Origin of the sequence: Micromonospora sp. NPDC049204 (genome assembly GCF_040647935.1) — a bacterium.
Classification (GTDB): Bacteria; Actinomycetota; Actinomycetes; order Mycobacteriales; family Micromonosporaceae; genus Micromonospora.
Window position 1 is genome coordinate 288813 of sequence record NZ_JBEZDC010000009.1, and the last position, 22294, is coordinate 311106.

Here is a 22294-nt window from a genome sequence, read left to right on the forward strand (position 1 = left end):
CATTCCGGACCGACGGCGATCCCCTCGACCGGCGCCGACCAGGGGTCACGGCGTGCTGCCACCGGGCCGAGGCGGCGAGGCGATCGGCGCGGTGCACTCGGGGGTTGCGGGCGTGTTAACGACCAACTATGTTAGCGATCACATCGATGTGCCGCGATAGGCCTCCGGGCAGCCCATCGCGTCCACGGCGACCCTGCTCCACCACCATCGCACCCGCCGTGCGTGTTTTCCGCTGACGACCCGCCGCCATCGATGCGCCGCCACCAGCCGGCCCCCGACCACCGCTCGGGCGGCCACCACACCCGTCCCGCGCCTCGGAAAGGTCGCCTACCGTGCCGCTGACTCGACGCACGTTCACCCAGGACGCTCGGTCCACCGCCAGCGGCGCACCGAGTCTTCCGAGCGCCGCTGTCGCCGCGCCGCCGACCGCCAGCACCGACGCGCACCGCGGCAGCTCACACGCCGCCGACCGCCAGCACGCCACCGTTCGCACCACCCCGTAGCGCACCCGTCCCCGTACCGAATTTTCCCGGAGGTTCCCATGCCATCCCTGCCCCTCAGCCGCCGCCACCTCCTTCAGGCCGCCGGTGCCACCGCGGTGGTCTCCGCGGCCGGCAGCACCCTCGTCGCCGGCAGCGCCGCGGCCGCCGTGGTCCCGCCGGCCCGGGCGGACATCGGCGTCTCGGCGTACGCGTTCGACCTCGGTCAGGTGCGGCTGACCTCCGGCCGCTGGATGGACAACCAGTCGCGGACGCTCAACTACCTGCGGTTCGTCGACGTCGACCGGATGCTCTACAACTTCCGCGCCAACCACCGGCTGTCCACGAACGGCGCCGCCACCAACGGAGGCTGGGACGCGCCGAACTTCCCGTTCCGGACCCACATGCAGGGCCACTTCCTGAGCGCGTGGGCGTACGCGTACGCGGTGCTGGGCGACACCACCTGCCGGGACAAGGCCAACTACATGGTCGCCGAGTTGGCCAAGTGCCAGGCGAACAACGGTGCCGCCGGCTTCGGCGCGGGCTACCTCTCCGGCTTCCCGGAGTCCGACTTCAGCGCGCTCGAGGCACGGACGCTGTCCAACGGCAACGTGCCCTACTACTGCATCCACAAGACCCTCGCCGGGCTGCTCGACGTCTGGCGCTACATCGGCAACACGCAGGCCCGTACGGTCCTGCTGTCCCTCGCCGGCTGGGTCGACACCCGGACGTCGCGGCTGAGCTACAGCCAGATGCAGTCGATGCTGGGCACCGAGTTCGGGGGCATGAACGACGTGCTCGCCGACATCTACCAGATGACCGGCGACAGCCGGTGGCTCGCCACCGCACAGCGGTTCGACCACGCCGGCATCTTCGACCCGCTGGCCTCCGGCCAGGACCAGCTCAACGGCAAGCACGCCAACACGCAGGTGCCCAAGTGGATCGGCGCGGCCCGGGAGTTCAAGGCCACCGGGACCACCCGTTACCGGAGCATCGCCAGCAACGCGTGGAACATCACCGTCGGCGCGCACACCTACGTCATCGGCGGCAACAGCCAGGCCGAGCACTTCCGGCCGCCGAACGCGATCGCCGGCTACCTCACCAACGACACGTGCGAGCAGTGCAACACGTACAACATGCTCAAACTGACCCGGGAGCTGTGGCTGCTCGACCCGAACCGGGCGGACTACTTCGACTACTACGAGCGCGCGCTGATGAACCACCTGATCGGCGGACAGAACTCGGCCGACAGCCGCGGCCACATCACCTACTTCACCCCGCTGCGGCCGGGTGGCCGTCGGGGTGTGGGCCCGGCGTGGGGTGGCGGCACCTGGAGCACCGACTACAACTCGTTCTGGTGCTGCCAGGGCACCGGCCTGGAGATCAACACGAGGTTGATGGACTCCATCTACTTCTACAACGGCACGACGCTGAGCGTGAACCTGTTCACGCCGTCGGTGCTGAACTGGACCCAGCGCGGCATCACGGTCACCCAGACCACCAGCTTCCCGGTCAGTGACACCACCACGCTGACCCTGTCCGGCTCGATGAGCGGCTCCTGGAGCATCCGGGTGCGGATCCCGTCCTGGACCAGCGGCGCGACGATCACCGTCAACGGCACGGTGGAGAACGTCACCGCCACCCCGGGCAGCTACGCCACGGTCACGCGCACCTGGGCCGCGGGCGACACCATCACCGTACGGCTGCCCATGCAGGTCGCCATCAAGGCCGCCAACGACAACGCCAACGTCGGAGCGGTCACGTACGGCCCCACGGTGCTGGCCGGCAACTACGGCAACACGGCCCTGAGCACCCTGCCCACCCTCACCGTCTCCTCGATCACCCGGACCAGCACCAGCTCGCTCGCGTTCACCGCCAGCGCCAACGGGTCCACGGTGAACCTCGCCCCCTTCTACGACGCCCACGGCTACAACTACACGGTCTACTGGAACACCAGCGGCAGCGGCGGTGGCCCCAGCGGCAGCTACCGCCTGGTCAACGTCGGCACCGGGCTGGTCCTCGGCGTGCAGAACATGTCCACCGCCGACGGTGGTCTGGCCGTGCAGTGGAGCGACAGCGGCACCGCCGACCACAACTGGGTGGTCGTGACCGACGGCAACGCGGTCCGGTTCCGCAACGCCCACAGCAACAAGGTGCTGGGTGTGGAGAACATGTCCACCGCCGACAACGCCCGGGTCCTGCAGTGGGCGGACAACGGCACCGCCGACCACCGGTGGATCCTCGTCGACAACGGCGACGGGACCTACAAGATCCGCAACGTCAACAGCAACAAGCTGCTCGCCATCCTGAACGGGTCGACCGCGATGGGAGCGCAGGCGGTGCAGGATTCGGACAACGGCAGCGCGGACAACCGCTGGCGGCTGGTCCGCAACGCCTGACGATCCGCCCAGCTCGCCGGCGCGCCGGCGCGGTCACCCCGAGGACCGCGCCGGCGACGCCGGGCGAGCGGGCGGCGGCGGTCGTACAGTGGCAGGGTCCTGGCCCCAGTGATCGTGGTGGATCTGTCGGCTCGTGCCGCGGTCCGCCCGGAAGGAGCACAGTGAACCGACCTCTTCGGGCCGCGCTCGGCGGTGCCCTGACCGCCGCCCTCCTGACCTGCGTCGCCGTCGCGCCCGCGCAGGCACACCCCGCCGGGCATCTGCCCACCGTCCTCGCCCTGCCCGACGGTTTCGCACCCGAGGGCATTGCCACCGCCGGCCGGTACGCGTATTTCGGCTCCCGCGCCACCGGCGCCATCCAGCGCGTCGACCTGGTCACCGGCCGGGGTACCGCGATCGGCGCACCCACCGGCACCCCGTCGCTCGGCCTCAAGATCGACCCGCGCGGCCGGCTCTTCGTCGCCGGGGGCACCGCCGGCGACGCCCGCGTGCTCGACACCCGCACCGGTGAGGTGGTGGCGCGCTACCAGTTCGCCACCACCCCGACGTTCGTCAACGACGTCATCCTGACCCGCGACGCCGCGTACTTCACCGACTCCAACCGGCCGGTGCTCTACCGGCTGCCGCTCGGTCGTGGCGGCGCCCTGCCGCCCGCCGACACGTTCACCACCATCCCCCTGACCGGGGCGTACGAGCAGGTCGGCACCGGCGTGAACCTCAACGGCATCACCACCACACCGGACGGCAGTGCGCTGATCGTCGTGCAGTCCAACACCGGGACGCTGTACCGGGTCGACCCGGCGACCGGCGCGACCACCGTCGTGGACGTGCCCGGCTACACCTTCACCAACGGCGACGGGCTGCTGCTGCGCGGGCGCACGCTCTACGTCGTGCAGAACAGCCTCAACCAGATCGCGGTGGCCACGCTCAACCACGCGGGCACCAGGGGCACGGTCACCGGCACCATCACCGACCCGAACTTCGACGTGCCCACCACCGTCGCCGAGGCGTTGGGCCGGCTCTACCTGCCCAACGGCCGCTTCACCACGCCACCGACCCCGACCACGCCGTACACCGTCGTCGCGGTCCGCGCCCGCTGAGGTGGACCGAGGGGGTACGCGCACCGCGGGTGCCCCCTCGGCCGGCCGTCAGTAGGATCACGGGCACCTCGGCGACGACTGCCGCCCTCTGCACCCGGAGCCCGCGTGGCCGACCCCCGCTCGCACCGCCTTCTGCGTCGCGCCCTGGCCGTCGGCTGTCTGCTCGCCGCCGCCGCACTGCCCGCCGGGCCGCCGCCGGCGAGCCCGACGGACCGCACCGGGCCGACGGTCCTGCGGGTGCTCCAGATGAACCTCTGCAACAGCGGCCGCGCCGCGTGTTTCAGCGGCCGATCCCTGCACCGGGCCACCGAGGTGATCGGCACCGAGGCACCCGACCTGGTCACCCTCAACGAGATCTGCCGGGACGACGTGGCCGTCCTGGAGCGGGTGTTCGCGACGGTGCACACCGGGCGGCGGGTCGTCTCCGCGTTCCAGGCCGCCGGTGACCGTCCCAGCGGGGGCGACACGCGGTGCCGCAACGGCCAACCGTACGGCGTGGGACTGCTGACGCGGGCGCGGACGTCGGACACCGCGCGGGCCGTGTACCGCGGGATCCACCCGACGCAGGACCTCGCGGACCCCGAGGAACGAGCCTGGCTCTGCGTCGACGTCGACGCGGTCCTGCTCGCCTGCACCACGCATCTGGCGGCCACCGGCTACGCGGTCGCGCTCGCCCAGTGCCGCCACCTGCTCGACACGATCCTGCCGCCGATCCGTCGGCGGAGCGGGTACGTGCCCGTCCTGCTGAGCGGCGACCTCAACCTGCGCGCCGGCGGCGACCCCGACGTGCGGTCCTGCGTGCCGTCCGGTCACCAGCGGATCGACGACGGCGCGCGGCAACACGTCGTGGCGACGACCGACGTGGGCCTCTGCTGCCGCAGGTCGGTGCCGATGCACGGGGCGACCGACCACCCCGGGCTGCTGGCCACCCTCCGGATCGACGGCGGCCGGCCGACGACCTGACCCCGCATCGGCCGTGCCGCGCCCCGATCAGCGGGGTGGGGTGTCCCGGCGGGACGGGAACGGGGTGCCCGGCTGACCGAGGGTGGAGCGGGCGCGCAACCCGACCGGGTCCGGGGCGGCGGCGGGCGGCACCGCGGCAGCCGGCTCCGGGACCCGTCGCCCATCGAGGTACGCGGCGGCGGCCCGGTCGTCGTCGGTCGGGGCGGCGAGCAGGGCGTAGAGCAGACCGACCACGCCGAAGATCACCGCCACCATGATCGGCACCAGCAGGGTGCTCACCTGGGCGCCGGTCACCCCGCCCACGCGTTCGTGCCGGTGCACCGACAGGGCGCTCATCCCGGTGAAGTGCATCCCGTTCACGGCGATGCCCATGACCAGCGCGGAGGCGAAGACCGCCAGCCCTCGTCGGACGGTCATCGCGAGCCACAGCGCGACGGTGGACGCCACGACAGCGATGACCACCGAGAGCACGACCCGGACGGAGTCGTAGCCGAGGCTGCCGTTGAGGCGCATCGCCGCCATGCCGGTGTAGTGCATGGAGGCCACCCCGGCGCCGGTGAAGATGCCACCGGCGACCAGGCGTACCGGATTCAACCGACCGGTGCCCACGATGGCCAGGCCGATACCGACCGCCACCACGGCGATGGCCGTGCTCGCCGCGGTCAGCGGCACGTCGTAGCGGATCCGGGTGCCCTCGACGGCGAAGCCCAGCATGGCCATGAAGTGCATCGCCCAGATGGCGGTGCCGCCCAGCGCCCAGGCCGCCAGCAGGCCCCACCAGGCCCGCTGGCCGGCCGTGCGCGCGGTACGGATGCGCCCCGCGCACACCAGCCCGAGGACCGAACCGAGCACGGACAGCGCGTAACTCAACGCGGGCGTGATCCACCCGTACTCAAAGTGATTGATGTCCGCCACAGCGGTCTTCTCCCCGATCGTTACCGGCGCGTCAACAAAGGCGCTCGGCAATGATCAGGGGTGGCGTGATCAGGCGCAACAGTGCCCCCCAAGCTATTCGGGGGGTGCTGTCGCGGTGACTGTCCGAAGCGCCGATTCGTCGGCGATCGTTACTGAAAGTGACGGTCAGGTGGAGGTGTGGTACGCCAGGACGCCCCGGTTGACGGCCGCGATCGCCTGCCGGGCGGTGGACCGCAACTCCGGCGAGGCGCCGCCGGAGTCGGCGAGCTGACCGAGCAGATCGACCACCTGCCGCGCCCACCGGACGAAGTCACCGGCGGGCATCTCGCCGTCGATCTCGTGACCACTGCCGAGCACCTTGGCCAGCGCCTCGCCCCGGGCCCACCGGTAGACCGGCCAGGCGAAGCCCAGATCCGGCTCCCGGGTCGCGGTCAGCCCGCGGGCCGCCTCGTCGGCCTCGATCTCGCCCCAGAGCTTCACCGTCTCGTCCACCGCGTCGGCCACCGGCCCCCGCGGCAACGACGCCCGCTCGTCGACGTCGCGACGCGCCTCGAAGACCACCACCGACACCGCGGCGGCCAACTCGGCCGGGGACAGGCCGTTCCACACCCCCCGGCGCAGGCACTCGGCGACCAGCAGGTCCGCCTCGGTCCAGATCCGACCGAGCATCCGACCGGCGTCGGTGACCGCGCCGTCGCGAGCGAGGTAACCGCGGTCGGTCAACAGCGCCACGATCCGGTCGAAGGTCCGCGCCAGGGACCCCGTCCGCCCGGAGACGCGCTCGCGCAACTCCTCGGTGTCGCGCTCCAGTCGCCGCCGGCGCTCCGCCCAGCGGGCGTGGTCCTCCCGCTCCGGGCAGGCGTGGCAGGGGTGGTGACGCAGCTCGGTGCGGAGCTGGGCGATCTGGTGATCGTCGCCGGCCGCCTGCCGGGAACGGCCACCCCGCCGGCCGCCGTGCCGGTCCAGGCCGGTGCCGCTGACCTCTGCGGCGAGATCCCGCCGGGCACCCGGTGAACGGTGGTTGAAGTGCTTGGGCACCCGGATCCGGGCCAGCACCTCGGCCGGCGTGGTGAAGTCGCCGGGGCTGACCCGCCCGGCCCACCGGTCCTGGGTGAGCACCAGCGGCCGGGGCTCACCGAACCCGCCGGTCGCCGGGTCCAGGACGACGGCCAGCCCGGCCCGCCGACCCGACGGCACCCGGATCACGTCGCCGATCCGCAGCCGCTCCAGCGACGCCACCGCGGCGGCCTTGCGCTGGGTCTGACCCTGCCGGGCGATCGCCTTCTCCCGGTCCGCGATCGCCACCCGCAACGCGAAGTACTCGTCGAAGTCGCCGTGGTGGCAGGCGGCCTCCGCGCCGTACGCCTCGATGGTCTCGGTGTTGCGCTGCACCTGCCGGGCCAGACCGACCACCGACCGGTCCGCCTGGAACTGGGCGAACGAGGACTCCAGCAGCGCCCGGGCCGGCTCCGCGCCGACCGTGCCGACCAGGTTCACCGCCATGTTGTACGACGGACGGAAGCTGGAGCGCAGCGGGTACGTGCGGGTGGACGCGAGCCCGGCCACGTGCCGTGGGTCGGTCTCCGGGGACCACACCACGACGGCGTGCCCCTCCACGTCGATGCCCCGGCGGCCGGCCCGACCGGTGAGCTGCGTGTACTCCCCCGGGGTCAGGTCGACGTGCGCCTCGCCGTTGTACTTGACCAGCCGTTCCAGGACCACGCAGCGGGCCGGCATGTTGATGCCCAACGCCAGGGTCTCGGTGGCGAAGACCGCCTTCACCAGACCACGGACGAACAACTCCTCGACGATCTCCTTGAACACCGGCAGCATGCCGGCGTGGTGGGCGGCCAGGCCGCGCTCCAGGCCGTCGAGCCACTCCCAGTAGCCCAGCACCGTCAGGTCCTCGCCGGGGATCGCGGTCACCCGCGACTCGACCACCCGCCGGATCTCGGCCCGCTCCTCCGCCGAGGTGAGCCGCAGACCGGCGGCGAGGCACTGCTGCACCGCGGCTGCGCAGCCGGCCCGGCTGAAGATGAACAGGATCGCCGGCAGCAGCCCCTCCCGGTCCAGCCGGTCGACGATGTCCGGGCGCATCGGGCCCCGCCACCGGGGGCCACGTCGACCGGAGCCCGGTCCGGCGCTGCGCCCCTCCCCCAACTCCAGGCGGCGTACCTGGTCCCGGGTGTAGCGCAGCAACTCCGGGTGCACGTCGTGCTTGCGGGCGGCGTCGGCGTCGTGGAACAGGTCGAACATCCGCTTGCCGACCAGCATGTGCTGCCACAACGGCACCGGTCGGTGCTCACTGACCACCACCGCGGTCTCGCCGCGCACGGTGACCAGCCAGTCGGCGAACTCCTCGGCGTTGGACACGGTCGCCGACAACGAGACCAGGGTGACCGAGGCGGGCAGGTGGATGATCACCTCTTCCCACACCCCGCCACGGAACCGGTCGGCCAGGTAGTGCACCTCGTCCATCACCACGTACGCCAGACCCTGCAGGGTGCTGGAGCCCGCGTAGAGCATGTTGCGCAGCACCTCGGTGGTCATCACCACCACCGGCGCGTCGCCGTTTATCGCGTTGTCGCCGGTCAACAGGCCGACCTGCTCGACGCCGTACCGGGCGACCAGGTCGTGGTACTTCTGGTTGGACAGCGCCTTGATCGGCGTGGTGTAGAAGCACTTGCGCCGGGCCGGCGGCTCGTCGCCGGGCACCGGGTCGTCGGGCCGCCCGCGCAACGCCAGGTGGACCGCGAACTCCCCCACCACGGTCTTACCGGCTCCGGTGGGGGCGCAGACCAGCACCCCGCTGCCCCGCTCCAGTGACTGACACGCCTCCCGCTGGAAATCGTCGAGGTCGAACCCCAGATCGAGGGCGAACTCGTCCAGCGCCGGAAACTCTGCGGCCTGTGCGGCCCGGCGGCGCGCCGCTGCGTACCGCTCGGCGGGGCTCGACATGGCACCAAGATTAGTGCGTGCCGGGACGGGACACCCGACAAGGCCGACCCGTTGGGCCATCCGAGGCGGTCGGTAGGGTGCACGGCGTGCCGGACCATGCCGAACCGCCCCAGACTCGTCCGCCGGTCAGCCCCGAGACCGACGCCCCCCGGGCGTCCCGACGGCCCGTCAAGGCGGTGCTCTTCGACTTCCACGGCACCCTGGCCCAGGTCGAGGAGCCCCGGCAGTGGGTGCTGGCGGCCGCGGCGGCGTGCGGGGTCACCCTGGACCGGGTCCGCGCCACCTCGCTGGCCGACCGGCTGCTGACCGCGGGGCGTGCCGGCGGCCCACTGCCGGCGCGGGTGCCACCCCGGCTGGCCGAACTGTGGGCCGACCGGGACCTCTACCAGCACGCCCACCGAGGCGCGTACACCGGGCTGGCCGAGACCGTCGACGCCGGCATCGAGGGCTTCGCCGACGCCCTCTACGACCGGCTGCTGACCGCCGAGGGCTGGCTGCCGTACCCGGACACCGCGCCGACACTGACCGCGCTGCGCGCCGCCGGAGTGCCCGTGGCGGTGGTCAGCAACATCGGCTTCGACGTACGACCGCACTTCGACACCTGGGGGCTGACCGACCTGGTCGACGCGTTCGTGCTGTCGTACGAGGTGGGGCGCTGCAAACCCGACCCGGCCATCTTCTGGCGGGCCTGCGGGATGCTCGGCGTCGACCCGGAGCAGACACTGATGGTCGGTGACACCCCGGCGGACGCGGGCGCGGTGGCGGCCGGCTGCGCGGTGCTGGTGCTCCCCACCGCCGACCCGGGTCGGGAGAACGGGCTGGGCGCGGTGCTCGACCTCGCCCTGCCGGGCTGACCCGCACGTCGTCAGGCCGGAATGTGAATCACCGGTAGCTCGTCGCCGTACCGGTCCTCCCCGGTGAGGATCGAGGCATCGTGCTCAAGGACGGCCAGCGCCGTGGTGGCCAGATCGGCGCGGCCCGTCACCGTGCGCCAGAAGCTGAGTTCGTGCCAGGAGTGCCCCTCGGTCGAGAGCACCTCGCAGGCGTCCAGGCTCAGCAGCCGGTGCAGGGTCGCCCGTTCCTTCGGGTCACTGACGATCGCCAGCGTCTCCGCCGCGGTCACGGCGGTGACGCCGAACCTGTTGCGGTCCTGGATCACCTCGTGCAGCGGCTCCCCGACATGCACCGACCCCGCCAGGTACGCCAGCAGAGCCGACCGGTCCAGCACGAGCCGGACCGGTCGGTCGTCCTCGGTGCTCACGCCGCCGGTTGTTCGCGCGTGCCGGCGGCGGCGTCCCGCGCGTGCTGGCGGGCCCGCTCCCGAAGCGCGCCGCGGCGCTCCGGGGACCAGTCGGCCTCCACGGCGGCACGGCGGGCGCGCGCCTCGGCCACACCCTGCTCGGTGATGGGAATGCCCTGGTGGGCCAACTCCGCGTCCAAGGCGTCCAACCGCATCCGGTCCCGGACGGCCCGGGTGATGTAGGCGCTGGCGTTGGACTCGCGCTCCAGGCGCTCCGCCACGTCGGGTGGCACGGAGATCGACAGCTTCCGCATCGCGCTGGTCATACCAGGAACCGTACGCCGGTAGCACCGCGTTGGCGACCAGGAACGGCCGCGTCGGCCCCGCCGGGGTTCGCATTTCGGCAGGTCGACACCGCCGCGAGGGAGCCGGAACCGACCGCTACCGTCGTGCGCGTGACCGAGACGCTGCTGCCCACGCCCACGCCGGCCGACACGCCACCGGCCCGGCGCGGCGGCGTCGTCGCCGTGGGGCTCGTCCTGGGCGGGGCGCTGTCGGTGCAGTTCGGGTCCGCCGTGGCCGCGCTGCTCTTCCCGCGTACCGGGGTGGCCGGCGCGGTGACCCTGCGGCTGACCATTTCGGCGGTGCTGCTGCTCATCGTGTGCCGGCCCCGACTGCGCGGGTACGACCGGTCGGCCTGGCTCGCGGCGGGCGCGTTCGGGCTGGCGCTGGCCGGCATGAACTCGCTGTTCTACCAGGCCATCGAACGCATCCCACTGGGGCCGACGGTGACGCTCGAGGTGCTCGGCCCGCTGGCGCTGTCGGTGTTCAGCGCCCGACGACTGGCCAGCTGGGGCTGGGCGGGACTCGCCCTGGCCGGGGTTGCGCTGCTCGGGCAGAGCGGCTTCGACCGGCTCAACCCGGCCGGGGTGGCCTTCGCGTTCGGCGCGGGCACCATGTGGGCCGCGTACATCGTGCTGAGCGCCCGGGTCGGCGGCCGGTTCCCCGGCGCGGACGGGCTGGCCCTGGCGCTGACCGTCGCCGCGCTCGTCACCCTGCCGCTGGGCATCGTCGACGGCGGCGCGGTCCTGCTCGACCCGCCGGTGCTGGCGCTCGGCGCCGTCCTCGCGGTGCTCGCCTCCGGGCTGCCCTACACCCTGGAGCTGCTGGCGCTGCGACGGATGTCGACCGCCACGTTCGCGGTGCTGATGAGCCTCGGCCCGGCCGTCGCCACGCTCGCCGGGTGGCTGGTGCTGCGGCAGGCCCTCACCCTGCTGGAGTGCGCCGCCATCGTGCTGGTCATCGCGGCCAGCATCGGAGCGGTACGGGTCAACGCAGCAGCCGCACGGCGCCCGGAACGGCGCTGATCGTCACCGGCAGCTCCAGGGAACGTTCCCCGTCGGCGTACGTGACGATCCCGTCGGCGGCCAGCTCCACGGTGCGGGCCCGGTAACTGGTCACCAGGGGATGGCTCACGTGCGTGCCCTGGTAGATGCGCGGCTTCACCCGGACCAGCGTCCGGCGGTTGACCCGCCCCGCCACCACCACGTCCAGCAGCCCGTCGGTCGGGTCGGCGGCGGGACAGATCCGCATTCCGCCCCCGTACGTCGGGCAGTTGCCCACCGCCACCAGCACCGCGTCGAGGTCGTGCGGCACCCCGTCGAGGCGCAGCGTGTAGCGGCGGGGCCGCAGCCGGGCCAACTCCACCAGGATCGCCAGGTCGTACCGGCGGGGTCCGCGCGGCCAGCGCATCCGGTTGGCCCGCTCGTTGACGATCGCGTCGAACCCCGCCGCCAGGACCGCCCCGAACCACCGCTCGGCGCCGTCAGCCCCGGTCATCCGGGCCAGATCGACGACGTGGGTCCGGCCGGCCCGCAACGCGGACGCGATCACCTGCACCGCCGCCACCGGGTCGGCGGGGAACCCGGTGTCGAGGGCGAAGTCGTTGCCGGTCCCCGCCGGCACCGGACCGAACGGCACGGCGGTGCCGGCGACCGCCTGCATCGCCCGGTGCACGGTGCCGTCCCCACCGATCGCGACAAGCGCACCGATGCCGTCGGCGACGGCGGCACGACAGGCGGCCTCCGCCTCGCCCGGACTGACCGCCGACAGCACGCGGACCGGACGGCCGGCGGCGGCCAGCCCGTCCAACAGCCGGGGCAGCAGGGCCCGGTGCCGCCCCCGACCGGCGGTCGGGTTGGCGAGCACCGCCACGGGGCCACCGGGGAGCGGGGCGCGGTCGGCCGGGGCACCGGCGGGCGGGCCGGGCAGGTGATCGTCTGCGGTCACGGGCAGCACCGTACCGGTCGGACACCCACCGTTTTCCGGGGGCAGGCGCGGACACCACCGGTAACGCGGCGACGCCGCCCCCGGGGAACGGGGACGGCGTCGGCTGACCGGGCGGCGCGGGGCCGTCAGGTCATGTCGTCGTAGCGACGCTCGATCGGTGCCGGTGCGGCGACCGGCTCGGGTACGCCGATCGGCGCGGCCGAGTCGACCCGCTGCCCGGCCACGACCGGGTCCTTGTCGAACTCCAACGGCGACACCTCGTCGTCGTCGATGCCGGCGTAGATCTCCTTGCCCCGCCCCCGTCGCCGGTCGTTGATGAACGCGACCCCGACCGCGGCGAAGTAGAGCGCGGTGAGGCAGAGCGCCAGAGCGGTCATCCCGAACGGATCCGGGGTGGGGGTGACCACGGCGGAGAAGGCGAAGAACACGAAGATCGCCACCCGCCACCAGCTGAGCAGCCGTTTCGCGCTGGCCAGGCCGACGAAGTTGAGCATCAGCACGATCAGCGGGAACTCGAACGCCACACCGAACAGCAGGATCAGGTTGGTGACGAACGAGATGTACCGGGTGACTTCCAGATTCGTCGCGATGTCGTCGCCGGACACGTTCAGCAGGAACTCGAGGCCCTTGGTGGTGACGAAGAAGGCCAGGACCGCGCCGGCCGCGAACAGCGGCGCGGCGAGAGCCGTGAAGATGTACGCGTAACGCCGCTCGTGCCGGTGCAGGCCCGGCGCGATGAACGCCCACAGCTGGTAGAGCCAGATGGGCGCCGCGATGATCAGGCCCACCCACAGACCGATCTTCAGGTTCAGCAGGAAGACGTCCGCGACACCGAGCTGGACGAACTTGCACTTCCCGGTGACCGGGTCGAGCGAGGCGTCGAGGCTGCAGTACGGCTCCGACAACAGGATCCGGACCGGCTTCGCCAGCCAGATGCCCACGCCGAAGCCGAGCATGATCGCCAACGATGCGCGGAACAGACGATTACGCAGCTCGCGGACGTGCTCGATGAGTGTCATCGAGCCATCGGCGGCCCGCTCGAACGCCTTGGGGCCGCGTTTGCGCAGTGCGAAGGCCACGGTGGTGGGGCCCTTCGGTCAGTTGTCGCGGACGCGGTGCACCGGGTCGACGACCGGCTGCTGCGCCGGCGCCTGCTGGTACGGCGCCTGCTGCGGCTGCCCGGCGTACGGCGCCTGCTGCCCGGCGTGCGGCGGCAGCGGCTGGTAGCCAGCCTGCGCGTCGGCCTTCTCGGCGAGGTCGCGGTCGTCGTCCTGCAGGCTCTTGGTCTCGGCCTTGATGATCCGCAGCGACCGACCCAGCGAGCGAGCAGCGTCGGGAAGCCGCTTCGCCCCGAAGAGCAGGATCAGCACAACCACGAGAACAGCGATGTGCCACGGCTTGAGGGCACCCATGAGAAGCTCCAGTCGGTCTGTGTCCGAGGGGTGGTACGCAGCCCATCGTACGTGCGGATCGGCTGCCTGACACCCGCCGGGTGGGGGTGGTTCGACCCGAAGGGTGAAGTCTTGACCAACGCGCGATGATCCGTCAACCGCCGCCGGGCACCCAGCTCGGCGGGGCGCGATCAGCCCCGCTTGGCCTTGATCACCGCGAGTCGCTGGGACGTGGTGTCGAGCTGGCGTTGGACATCCTCGGCGCGCTGCTGCAACACCTCGGCGGTCTCCCGCAGCGCCTCGGCCTCGGCGGCCCGTCGCTGCAACGCCACCGCGGCGCGGCGCAGCCGAGGCAGCCGGGTCAGCACCGGGCGTACGGCCAGCACGAGCGCCACGAGCGGGAGCAGCACCACCGCGAGCACGATCCAGATCAGCACGGCGGTCAGCCTACTGGGTGCGGCCGGCCACCGCCGGGTCGCCCGCCGGCGCGCTCGTCGCGTCGACCTCGGGCACCCGAAGCTCGGCCGCGGGGGCGGGCACCGCGTAGGCGTCCAACGCGGCGGCCGCCGCCGCTCGGACCTGCTCGGCCAGCTCGGCCGGGGCGACCACGACGGCGTCCGGGCCGAGACCCAGCACGAACCGGCGGGCCCACCCCAGGTCGGTGACCCGCAGGGAGACCAGCCACTGGTCGCCGTCACCGGCCTCGACCCGCTCGCACGGATAATATTCGGTGATCCACCGCTCGCTCCGGCCGATGCGCAGCGTGATCAGCGGCAGGTCCGGCGAGGGGCGGAAGACACCCTCGGTGAGGTCGTGCGGAACTGCCTGCGGGGGGACGGTGGCCGGCTCGGGCAGCTCGGTGATCGCGTCGATCCGGTCGGCCCGGAACAGGCGGACCGCCTCCGCGCGCCGGCACCACGCCTCCACGTAGGCCCGGCCGCCGACCATCAGCATCCGCAGGGGGTCGATGACGCGGTCGGTGGTCTCGTCCCGCGCGGCCGTGTAGTAGGTGATCCGCAGCGCCCGGCCGCCCTCCACGGCGGCCCGCAGCGCCTCGACCCGTCGGGTGTCGCCGGGCAGCCGGACCGCCACCGGCGCGCCCACCAGGTCACCGGCGTCCTCGATCTTGGCCAGGGCCCGTTCGACGGCCTCGCGGTTGGCCACCCCGGGTGTCTCGGCGAGCATCCGCAACGCCACCACCAGCGCGAGGGCCTCGTCCGGGGTGAGCCGCAGCGGCCGGTCGATGCCGGCGTCGTAGGTGATCGTGACCCGGTCGCCGTCGAACGCCATGTCGATCAGGTCACCGGGACCGTAACCGGGCAGCCCGCACACCCAGAGCAGCTCCAGGTCCTCCCGCAGTTGGCGCTCGGTGACGCCCAGGTCACCGGCCGCCTCGGCGATCTCGATGCCGGGTCGGGCCAGCAGGTAGGGCACCAGGTTGAGCAGGCGGGCCAGCCGGTCGGCGGAGGCGCGCGAACCGCCCCGGGCGGCCGGGCGGGTCACCGGGCACCGCCGGCGGTGGCCAACTCGTCGTGGCGGACGGCGATCTCCTTGAGTCGTTGGATGACCGCCTCGCGGACCTCCGGTGGGTCGAGCACCCGCACGTCCGGGCCGTAGCCGACGAGGTGACCGGCCAACCCGTCCGGGTCGGCGTACGGCAGGACCAGGCGGTCGCCGTCCGGCCCGGTGGTCACCTCCACGGCCCAGCGGCGCAGCCCGGCGGCCCGGCCCGCGGCGGCCAGCACGGTGGCCCGGCCGGTGCGCTCCACCGGACCCGACCAGCGGGCCACGTGGCTGATCAGGTCGACGTTCGGCGGCGGCTGGTACGCGCCGGGCACACCGGTCACCCGGACCGCGCCGACCACCCGGGACAGCCGGAAGCAGCGGGTCGCCGCGCGGTCCAGGTCGTGGCCGACCACATACCACCGGCCGCGCCAGCAGACCACGCCCCACGGTTGCAGCCGCCGCCGGCTGGGCGCGTCCCGGTCGGGCACCCGGTAGTCGAAACCGACCTCGCGGCGGTCCCGGGCCGCGGCCGTCAGCGGCGCGAACGCCGGATCGACGGTCACCATCGGCTCCAGGCCCAGGGTGGCCTGCGGATCCACGTCCACCCCGGCGGCGCGCAGCTTGGCCAACCCGGACGACGCGGCGGCGGCCAGCCCGGCGTGCTGCCACAGCCGGGCGGCGATGCCCACCGCGGCAGCCTCGTCGGGCTCCAGCAGGATGTCGGGCAGCGCGTACTCGCGGTGGGCGATCCGATAACCCGGCTCGGCGTCGAAGGCGCTCGCCGTGCCCGTCTCCAGTGGCACACCCAGCTCACGCAGCTCGGCCTTGTCCCGCTCGAACTTGCGTTGGAACGCCTCGTGGTCACGCGCGTCGTCCGGGTCGTGCTCGTAGCCGGGCACGGTCGCGGCGATCTGCGCGGCGGTCAGGAACCGTCGCGTGGACAGCAGACAGATCACCAGGTTGACCAGGCGTTCGGTGCGGGTCCGCGACACCCGGTAGACGCTAGCAGCCGACACGCCCGCGACGTGCACCCACGCGGGCGTGCCGCACACTTGTTCGGATCCGGCCTCCCCCAGCGCCTCGCCGTTTCCGGTCATAGGGTGATTCTCATGTCGCAAGCGGAGGACAGGATGTCGCAGGCGGAGGCCAGGCCGGAGAGCGAAAGCGTCGGCACGGTGGTCGTCGCGGGTGTCGCCAACCTCGCCATCGCGATCGCCAAACTGATCGCCGGGCTGATCTCCGGATCGGCCGCGATGCTGTCCGAGGCCGCCCACTCGGTCGCCGACACCACCACCGAGGTGCTGCTCTTCCAGGCGCTGCGCCGGGGCGCCCGGCCGGCCGACCAGCGACACCCCTTCGGGTACGGCAAGGAGAGCTACGTCTGGGCGTTCTTCGCCGCGATGTTCACCTTCGTCGCCGGGGCCGGCTTCGCCGTCACCCACGGCGTCACCACGATCCTGGTGCACGAGCACAGCGGCGACTACCTGGTCTCGTACATCGTCCTGGCGGTGTCGTTCGTCATCGAGTCGATCTCCCTGGCCCGGGCGGTACGGCAGGTCCGCCGCGAGGCGCGGCGCTGGCACACCACGCCGCGGCGGTTCCTGCGGCTGACCGCCGACACCACCGTCAAGGCGGTCTTCCTGGAGGACAGCGCGGCGCTCATCGGTCTGCTGCTCGCCGGGGCCGGCGTCGGCCTGTCGCACGCCACCGGCGACGAGGTGTGGGACGGCGTCGCGTCGATCCTGATCGGGCTGCTGCTACTGACGGTCGCCGGGATCCTCGCCGGCAACAACCTGTCGCTGCTGGTCGGTCGGGCCGTCCCGGAGCGGTTGCGCCGCGAGATCGAGCAGGACCTGGCCGGACTGCCCGAGGTGGAGCGCATCGACACCCTGTTGACCATGCAACTCGGCCCGCAGGACATCCTGGTCGCCGCGAAGGTCGACTTCCGCGACGAGGCCACCGGCGCGCAGATCGAGGCCACCGCCGACGAGGCCGAGCGACAGCTCACCGAGCGGTACCCGGAGATTCGCTTCGTCTTTCTCGACCCCACCCGCTCACTGCCGGGGGCCACCGGCACCGCCCGACACACCCAGGCCGGGCCGACCCCGGACGCCGGCGGCCCCGAACCGGCCTGATCCGCCACCACCGCCGTACCCGGGCGCGGGCCGTCGGGTCTGCGCGGCTAGCGTGCCCGTCATGGTGCGATGGCGTACGGGGACGGTGGCGACGCTGCGACGGCAGTGGACCGGGGCGGTGGAACTCGACGTCGACCTGCCCGACGGCACGCGCATGCGGGCGCTGGCCTACCCGGAGCTGGTCGGCACACCCGAGCCCGGCGACCGGGTGCTGCTCAACGCCGGCGCGCTGCTGATGGGTTTGGGCACCGGCGGGTACGCCCTGGTGGTGGCCCTGCCGGACCGACTGCCGCCGGACCCGCCGGAGGTCGGCGACACCCGCGACGCCGGGCACCTGGTCAAGGCCCGCTACACGCCGTTGCAGCCGATCCTGCTCGGCGTCGACGAGGAGGCGTCCCCGCACCGCGCGATACTCGCCGACGCGGACGACCTCGGCGGCCTGCCGGTGGTCACCGCCGATCTGCACTCGGCGCTGCCGGCGATCCTGGCCGGCATCCGGGCCGACCTCCCGCAGGCGCGGGTGGCGTACCTGCTCACCGATGGTGGGGCCCTGCCCGCCTGGTTCTCCCGCACCCTCGCCGGGCTGCGCGCCGACCTGGCCGGCACGATCACCGTCGGACAGTCCTTCGGCGGCGACCTGGAGGCGACCACGTTGCACGGTGGCCTGCTCGCCGCCCGGCACGTGCTCGACGCCGACCTGGCCATCGTCGCCCAGGGGCCCGGCAACCTGGGCACCGGCACCCGGTGGGGGTTCTCCGGTGTCGCCGTCGGTGAGGCGGTCAACGCGATCGCCACCCTGGGTGGACGGCCGGTCGGCTCCCTGCGGATCTCCGACGCCGACCCCCGCCCCCGGCACCGGGGCGTGTCCCACCACAGCCTCACCGCGTACGGCCGGGTGGCCCTCGCCCCGGCGGAGCTGGTGGTGCCCGACGACCTGGACCCGGCCCTCGCGGCCGAGGTGGACGCGTCGTTGGCCCCCCTCGCCGCCCGGCACCGGATCGTCCGGGTGCCCACCGTCGGTCTCGACGCCGCGCTGCGCGCCAGCGCCGTGCCGCTGTCCACGATGGGCCGTGGTCTCGACGCCGACCACGCGTACTTCCTGGCCGCCGCCGCGGCAGGCCGCCACGCCGCCACCCTGCTGCCCTAACCCCCCGCCCGCCCTCCGCCCCGTTGATCATGGGGTTACTGCCCGCCGCCTCGGCTTGGGGTCAGGGCAATAACCTCATGATCAACGCGAGCATTGCGGGGGTGGGGTGGGGTTAGGCCAGGAAGACCAGGGTTAGCCAGCCGCCGACGATGAGCACCAGCGCCAGCGCCAGCACCCACGTCGGCACGGTGTATTCACCACGGCGGTTACGGTCGACCTCGGCGCGGATCTTCTCCCGCCGGCGTTCGACCCAGTTCTGCCGCTCGGCGCCGCGCTCAGGGCGGTCGGAAGGTCCAGAAGTCGTCATGGCGGACCCAGCTTAGCGGCCACCGCGCCGCCCGCGCCGGTGCGCCCACCGGTGGGCCGGCCCCGTCGGCGGGCACCACCGCCGGGGCCGGCAGACCCGTCACATGCTGGCGATCAGCCGCTCCACCCGCTCGTCGTAGGCCCGGAACGGGTCCTTGCAGAGCACGGTGCGCTGCGCCTGGTCGTTGAGCTTCAGGTGCACCCAGTCCACGGTGAAGTCCCGCCGCTTCTCCTGTGCGTGCCGGATGAACTCGCCGCGCAGCCGGGCCCGGGTGGTCTGCGGCGGGGTCTCCTTGGCCTCGAAGATCTCCGGGTCGGTGGCCACCCGGTCGACCTCGCCACGCCGTTCCAGCAGACCGTAGAGGCCGCGACCGCGACGCACGTCGTGGTAGGCCAGATCCATCTGCGCCACCCGGGGGTGCGACAGCGGCAGGTCGTGCTTGCGCTGGTAGCGCTCGATCAGCCGCAGCTTGCTGACCCAGTCGATCTCCCGCGAGACCGGCTCCAGGTCACCGGTCTCCACCGCGCTGAGCACCCGGCCCCACAGCTCGACGACCCGCTTGGCGGCCTGGTCGCCGCCGCGCCGCTCGACGAACTCGGTCGCCTTGGACAGGTACTCCTGCTGGATGTCCAGGGCGCTGACCTCCTTGCCGTTGGCCAGCCGCACCTTGCGCCGGCCGGTGATGTCGTGCGACACCTCCCGGATCGCCCGGATCGGGTTCTCCAGGGACAGGTCGCGCATCACCACCCCGGCCTCGATCATCCGCAGCACGATGTCGGCGGTGCCGACCTTGAGCAGCGTGGTGACCTCGTTCATGTTGGAGTCGCCGACGATGACGTGCAGCCGCCGGTAGCGCTCGGCGTCGGCGTGCGGCTCGTCGCGGGTGTTGATGATCGGACGGCTGCGGGTGGTCGCCGAGGAGACGCCCTCCCAGATGTGCTCGGCCCGCTGCGACAGGCAGTAGACCGCGCCGCGCGGGGTTTGCAGGACCTTGCCGGCCCCGCAGATCAACTGCCGGGTGACCAGGAACGGGATGAGTACGTCGGCCAGCCGGCCGAACTCCCCGTGCCGGGAGACCAGGTAGTTCTCGTGGCAGCCGTACGAGTTACCGGCCGAGTCGGTGTTGTTCTTGAACAGGTAGATCTCACCCGCGATGCCCTCGTCGTGCAGCCGCTTCTCCGCGTCGACGAGCAGGCCCTCCAGGATCCGCTCGCCAGCCCGGTCGTGGGCGACGAGATCGGTCACCGAGTCGCACTCCGGTGTCGCGTACTCCGGATGCGACCCGACGTCCAGGTAGAGCCGGGCTCCATTACGCAGAAAGACGTTGCTCGACCGACCCCAGGACACCACGCGACGGAACAGATACCGCGCGACCTCGTCCGGGGACAGCCGCCGCTGCCCGCGATAGGTGCAGGTGACGCCGTACTCGGTCTCGAGGCCGAAGATTCGCCGCTCCATGGTGTGACATTAGCCGCCCGGAGGCCCGGTTCGTCACTGTCACACCACAGGTCGTGCCCCGGGGGTGGTCACATACCGGTTGAGTGCGACATTCCGTCCGGACCGAGGCTCGCCACGAACCGCCGGCAGTTGTCGTACTCCGGAAGCAGGCCGCTCTCGCGGGCCTGAGCGAGGGTCGGCGCCGCGTCGTCCCGCGCGGACAGCAACGGAACGTCGGCGGGCCACTCGATGCCCAGCTCCTCGTCCAGCGGGTGCACCGCGTGCTCACCCGTCGGGTTGTAGCTGGCCGAGCAGAGATAGCTCAACGTGGCGTCGTCGGTGAGCGCGCAGAAACCGTGCCCCAGCCCCTCGCTGAGGTAGACCGCCCGACGGTCGGTGTCGTCCAGCCGGACGCCCTCCCAACGGCCGAAGGTCGGCGAGCCCACCCGCAGGTCCACGATGACGTCGAGGACCGCACCGCGCACGCAGGTGACGTACTTGGCCTGCCCCGGCGGAACGTCGGCGAAGTGGATGCCGCGCACCACGCCACGGGCGGAGACCGACAGATTGGCCTGGGCCAGCCGCAGCGGATGCCCCACCACGTCGGCGAGCTTGTCGAAGCGGTACCACTCCATGAACATGCCGCGCGAGTCGCCGTGCTGCTGGGGGGTGATCTCCCAGGCGCCCTCGATGCTCAGCTCCCGGATCTTCACCAGGCCACCCCCTGGCGGCCGCTCGGCTCAGCGAGCAGACCGAGCAGGTAGTCGCCGTAACCGCTCTTGGTCAACGGCGCGGCCAACGCGCGCAGCTGGTCGTCGTCGATCAGGCCGGCCCGCCAGGCCACCTCCTCGACACAACCGATCTTCAGGCCCTGCCGCTCCTCGACCACCCGGACGAACTCGGCCGCCTGCATCATGGAGGCGAACGTGCCCGTGTCCAGCCAGGCGGTGCCCCGATCCAGCACCGTCACCGACAGCTCCCCGGTCTCCCGGTACACCTCGTTGACCGCCGTGATCTCCAGCTCGCCGCGGGCGCTCGGGGTGAGCTTGCGGGCGATGTCCACGACCCGGTTGTCGTAGAAGTACAGGCCGGGCACCGCGTAGCGGGACTTCGGCAGGGCCGGCTTCTCCTCGATCGAGAGCACCCGACCGGCGTCGTCGAAGTCGACCACACCGTATTCCTGCGGGTTGGCCACCTGGTAGGCGAAGACCCGCCCGCCGACCGGGTCGCCGTGGGCCGCGAGCTGCCGGCCCAGACCACCACCGTGGAAGATGTTGTCGCCGAGGATCAGCGCCACCGACTCCGTGCCGATGAAGTCCGCCCCGAGGATGAAGGCCTGCGCGATGCCCTCCGGGCGCTCCTGGCTGACGTACTCCAGCCGCAGCCCGAACTGGCTGCCGTCGCCGAGCAGCCGACGGAACTGGTCCTGGTCGTCCGGGGTCGTGATCACCAGGATCTCCCGCACCCCGGACATCACCAGGGTGGAGAGCGGGTAGTAGACCATCGGCTTGTCGAAGACCGGCATCAGCTGCTTAGACACCGCACGGGTGATCGGCCAGAGCCGAGAACCGGTGCCGCCGGCAAGTAGGATTCCACGCACCGGGGCAGCCTAGCGGCACAGAAGCAGGATGTGCGGGGGGGTCGCGCCCCGCGCAGGGCACCCAACTTCGCGTACACTTCCCGACCCGTGAGGATCCTCGTCACCGGCGGAGCCGGATTCATCGGGTCGGAGTACGTTCGCCTGCTGCTGGGCAAGCCCCTCGGCAGTGCCGACGGCGTGCCGCCACTCGAGCCGGCGGTCGTGACCGTGCTCGACAAACTGACCTACTCGGGCAACCTGGCCAACCTCGACCCCGTCCGCGACGACCCGCGGCTACGGTTCGTCCAGGGCGACATCTGCGACCCCGCCATCGTCGACGAGGTCGTCGCCGAGCACGACGTGATCGTGCACTTCGCCGCCGAATCACACGTCGACCGCTCCATCGCCGGCGCCGCCCCGTTCGTCACCACCAACGTCCTGGGCACCCA

Annotated in this window: 23 protein-coding genes; 9 read left to right on the plus strand and 14 right to left on the minus strand. The window is 72.4% G+C overall.

Translation table 11 applies throughout. The features are described from left to right. Nucleotides 1-332: 332 nt before the first annotated feature. The 4 genes from AB0A90_RS19775 to AB0A90_RS19790 all read left to right on the plus strand — a co-directional run bounded on the left by AB0A90_RS19775 (nt 333) and on the right by AB0A90_RS19790 (nt 4941). Complete coding sequence (locus AB0A90_RS19775; RefSeq protein WP_357249579.1) at nt 333-503, plus strand: hypothetical protein; 171 nt, start codon at nt 333-335, stop codon at nt 501-503. Nucleotides 504-541: 38 nt separating this feature from the next. Next, the gene (locus AB0A90_RS19780; protein ID WP_357249580.1) at nt 542-2878 is read left to right on the plus strand and encodes a beta-L-arabinofuranosidase domain-containing protein; all 2337 of its coding nucleotides are present in this window, start codon (nt 542-544) and stop codon (nt 2876-2878) included. Nucleotides 2879-3039: 161 nt separating this feature from the next. Further along, nucleotides 3040-3978 carry a superoxide dismutase gene (locus AB0A90_RS19785; RefSeq protein WP_357249583.1) on the plus strand — a complete coding sequence of 313 codons (939 nt, stop codon included), beginning with the start codon at nt 3040-3042 and terminating at the stop codon, nt 3976-3978. Nucleotides 3979-4083: 105 nt separating this feature from the next. Beyond that, entirely contained in the window at nt 4084-4941 is an 858-nt protein-coding gene (locus AB0A90_RS19790; RefSeq protein ID WP_357249586.1) for an endonuclease/exonuclease/phosphatase family protein, read from the plus strand. A gap of 27 nt (nt 4942-4968) precedes the next feature. On the opposite strand, the gene AB0A90_RS19795 is transcribed toward AB0A90_RS19790, so the two are convergent. After that, entirely contained in the window at nt 4969-5856 is an 888-nt protein-coding gene (locus tag AB0A90_RS19795; protein WP_357249589.1) for an MHYT domain-containing protein, read from the minus strand. Between the two features lie 165 nt (nt 5857-6021). Continuing rightward, complete coding sequence (locus AB0A90_RS19800) at nt 6022-8814, minus strand: DEAD/DEAH box helicase (protein ID WP_357249592.1); 2793 nt, start codon at nt 8812-8814, stop codon at nt 6022-6024. A gap of 86 nt (nt 8815-8900) precedes the next feature. On the opposite strand from AB0A90_RS19800, the gene AB0A90_RS19805 reads away from it, so the two are divergent. Then, nucleotides 8901-9668, plus strand: a complete 768-nt coding sequence (locus tag AB0A90_RS19805) for an HAD-IA family hydrolase (protein WP_357249595.1) — start codon at nt 8901-8903, stop codon at nt 9666-9668. Between the two features lie 11 nt (nt 9669-9679). On the opposite strand, the gene AB0A90_RS19810 is transcribed toward AB0A90_RS19805, so the two are convergent. Both AB0A90_RS19810 and AB0A90_RS19815 read right to left on the minus strand, forming a co-directional pair. Next, the gene (locus AB0A90_RS19810; protein WP_357249598.1) at nt 9680-10075 is read right to left on the minus strand and encodes a PIN domain-containing protein; all 396 of its coding nucleotides are present in this window, start codon (nt 10073-10075) and stop codon (nt 9680-9682) included. Continuing rightward, entirely contained in the window at nt 10072-10380 is a 309-nt protein-coding gene (locus AB0A90_RS19815; protein ID WP_357249601.1) for a hypothetical protein, read from the minus strand. Before AB0A90_RS19815 ends, AB0A90_RS19810 begins: the two co-directional genes overlap by 4 nt. 123 nt (nt 10381-10503) lie before the next feature. Here AB0A90_RS19815 and AB0A90_RS19820 point away from each other — a divergent pair, with 123 nt between their 5' ends. Continuing rightward, nucleotides 10504-11421: an EamA family transporter gene (locus AB0A90_RS19820; RefSeq protein ID WP_357249603.1), complete on the plus strand. Its 918-nt coding sequence runs from the start codon at nt 10504-10506 to the stop codon at nt 11419-11421. On the opposite strand, the gene AB0A90_RS19825 is transcribed toward AB0A90_RS19820, so the two are convergent. The 6 genes from AB0A90_RS19825 to AB0A90_RS19850 form a co-directional block, all read right to left on the minus strand. Then, complete coding sequence (locus tag AB0A90_RS19825; RefSeq protein ID WP_357249705.1) at nt 11384-12325, minus strand: diacylglycerol kinase family protein; 942 nt, start codon at nt 12323-12325, stop codon at nt 11384-11386. The genes AB0A90_RS19820 and AB0A90_RS19825 overlap by 38 nt on opposite strands. Before the next feature lie 143 nt (nt 12326-12468). After that, nucleotides 12469-13422, minus strand: a complete 954-nt coding sequence (gene tatC, locus AB0A90_RS19830) for a twin-arginine translocase subunit TatC (protein WP_357249606.1) — start codon at nt 13420-13422, stop codon at nt 12469-12471. 18 nt (nt 13423-13440) lie between these two features. Further along, a complete protein-coding gene (gene tatA / locus AB0A90_RS19835) occupies nt 13441-13755 on the minus strand; it encodes a Sec-independent protein translocase subunit TatA (RefSeq protein ID WP_007459946.1) in 315 nt (104 codons plus the stop codon). 170 nt (nt 13756-13925) lie between these two features. Further along, complete coding sequence (locus tag AB0A90_RS19840; protein ID WP_357249610.1) at nt 13926-14171, minus strand: hypothetical protein; 246 nt, start codon at nt 14169-14171, stop codon at nt 13926-13928. 10 nt (nt 14172-14181) lie between these two features. After that, the gene (locus AB0A90_RS19845; RefSeq protein WP_357249613.1) at nt 14182-15237 is read right to left on the minus strand and encodes a YafY family protein; all 1056 of its coding nucleotides are present in this window, start codon (nt 15235-15237) and stop codon (nt 14182-14184) included. Further along, on the minus strand, nt 15234-16232 hold the full coding sequence (locus AB0A90_RS19850; RefSeq protein WP_357249708.1) for a WYL domain-containing protein: 999 nt from the start codon (nt 16230-16232) through the stop codon (nt 15234-15236). The genes AB0A90_RS19845 and AB0A90_RS19850 overlap by 4 nt, the downstream gene beginning before the upstream one ends. 117 nt (nt 16233-16349) lie before the next feature. Here AB0A90_RS19850 and AB0A90_RS19855 point away from each other — a divergent pair, with 117 nt between their 5' ends. After that, nucleotides 16350-17375: a cation diffusion facilitator family transporter gene (locus AB0A90_RS19855; RefSeq protein ID WP_357249616.1), complete on the plus strand. Its 1026-nt coding sequence runs from the start codon at nt 16350-16352 to the stop codon at nt 17373-17375. A gap of 61 nt (nt 17376-17436) precedes the next feature. Beyond that, entirely contained in the window at nt 17437-18522 is a 1086-nt protein-coding gene (locus AB0A90_RS19860; protein WP_357249618.1) for a DUF3866 family protein, read from the plus strand. A gap of 112 nt (nt 18523-18634) precedes the next feature. Here the strand turns inward: AB0A90_RS19860 and AB0A90_RS19865 are convergent, their stop codons facing one another. The 4 genes from AB0A90_RS19865 to rfbA all read right to left on the minus strand — a co-directional run bounded on the left by AB0A90_RS19865 (nt 18635) and on the right by rfbA (nt 21866). Continuing rightward, a complete protein-coding gene (locus tag AB0A90_RS19865; protein ID WP_357249621.1) occupies nt 18635-18829 on the minus strand; it encodes a hypothetical protein in 195 nt (64 codons plus the stop codon). A gap of 99 nt (nt 18830-18928) precedes the next feature. Further along, nucleotides 18929-20287: a Pup--protein ligase gene (gene pafA, locus AB0A90_RS19870; RefSeq protein ID WP_357249624.1), complete on the minus strand. Its 1359-nt coding sequence runs from the start codon at nt 20285-20287 to the stop codon at nt 18929-18931. Between the two features lie 68 nt (nt 20288-20355). Then, nucleotides 20356-20979, minus strand: coding sequence for a dTDP-4-dehydrorhamnose 3,5-epimerase (gene rfbC, locus AB0A90_RS19875; RefSeq protein ID WP_357249627.1), 624 nt, complete (start codon nt 20977-20979; stop codon nt 20356-20358). Then, the gene (gene rfbA, locus AB0A90_RS19880; protein WP_357249630.1) at nt 20976-21866 is read right to left on the minus strand and encodes a glucose-1-phosphate thymidylyltransferase RfbA; all 891 of its coding nucleotides are present in this window, start codon (nt 21864-21866) and stop codon (nt 20976-20978) included. The genes rfbC and rfbA overlap by 4 nt, the downstream gene beginning before the upstream one ends. A gap of 87 nt (nt 21867-21953) precedes the next feature. On the opposite strand from rfbA, the gene AB0A90_RS19885 reads away from it, so the two are divergent. Next, the coding region (locus tag AB0A90_RS19885; protein ID WP_357249633.1) for a GDP-mannose 4,6-dehydratase at nt 21954-22294 on the plus strand (341 nt) is incomplete at its 3' end.

Bases quoted from the DNA above. Each gene is read 5' to 3' on its own strand.
- AB0A90_RS19780 (WP_357249580.1), top strand. From the start codon at position 542: ATGCCATCCCTGCCCCTCAGCCGCCGCCACCTCCTTCAGGCCGCCGGT.
- pafA (WP_357249624.1), bottom strand. From the start codon at position 20,287: ATGGAGCGGCGAATCTTCGGCCTCGAGACCGAGTACGGCGTCACCTGC.
- AB0A90_RS19815 (WP_357249601.1), bottom strand. From the start codon at position 10,380: ATGACCAGCGCGATGCGGAAGCTGTCGATCTCCGTGCCACCCGACGTG.
- tatA (WP_007459946.1), bottom strand. From the start codon at position 13,755: ATGGGTGCCCTCAAGCCGTGGCACATCGCTGTTCTCGTGGTTGTGCTG.
- AB0A90_RS19855 (WP_357249616.1), top strand. From the start codon at position 16,350: ATGTCGCAAGCGGAGGACAGGATGTCGCAGGCGGAGGCCAGGCCGGAG.
- AB0A90_RS19800 (WP_357249592.1), bottom strand. From the start codon at position 8,814: ATGTCGAGCCCCGCCGAGCGGTACGCAGCGGCGCGCCGCCGGGCCGCA.
- AB0A90_RS19865 (WP_357249621.1), bottom strand. From the start codon at position 18,829: ATGACGACTTCTGGACCTTCCGACCGCCCTGAGCGCGGCGCCGAGCGG.
- AB0A90_RS19860 (WP_357249618.1), top strand. From the start codon at position 17,437: ATGGTGCGATGGCGTACGGGGACGGTGGCGACGCTGCGACGGCAGTGG.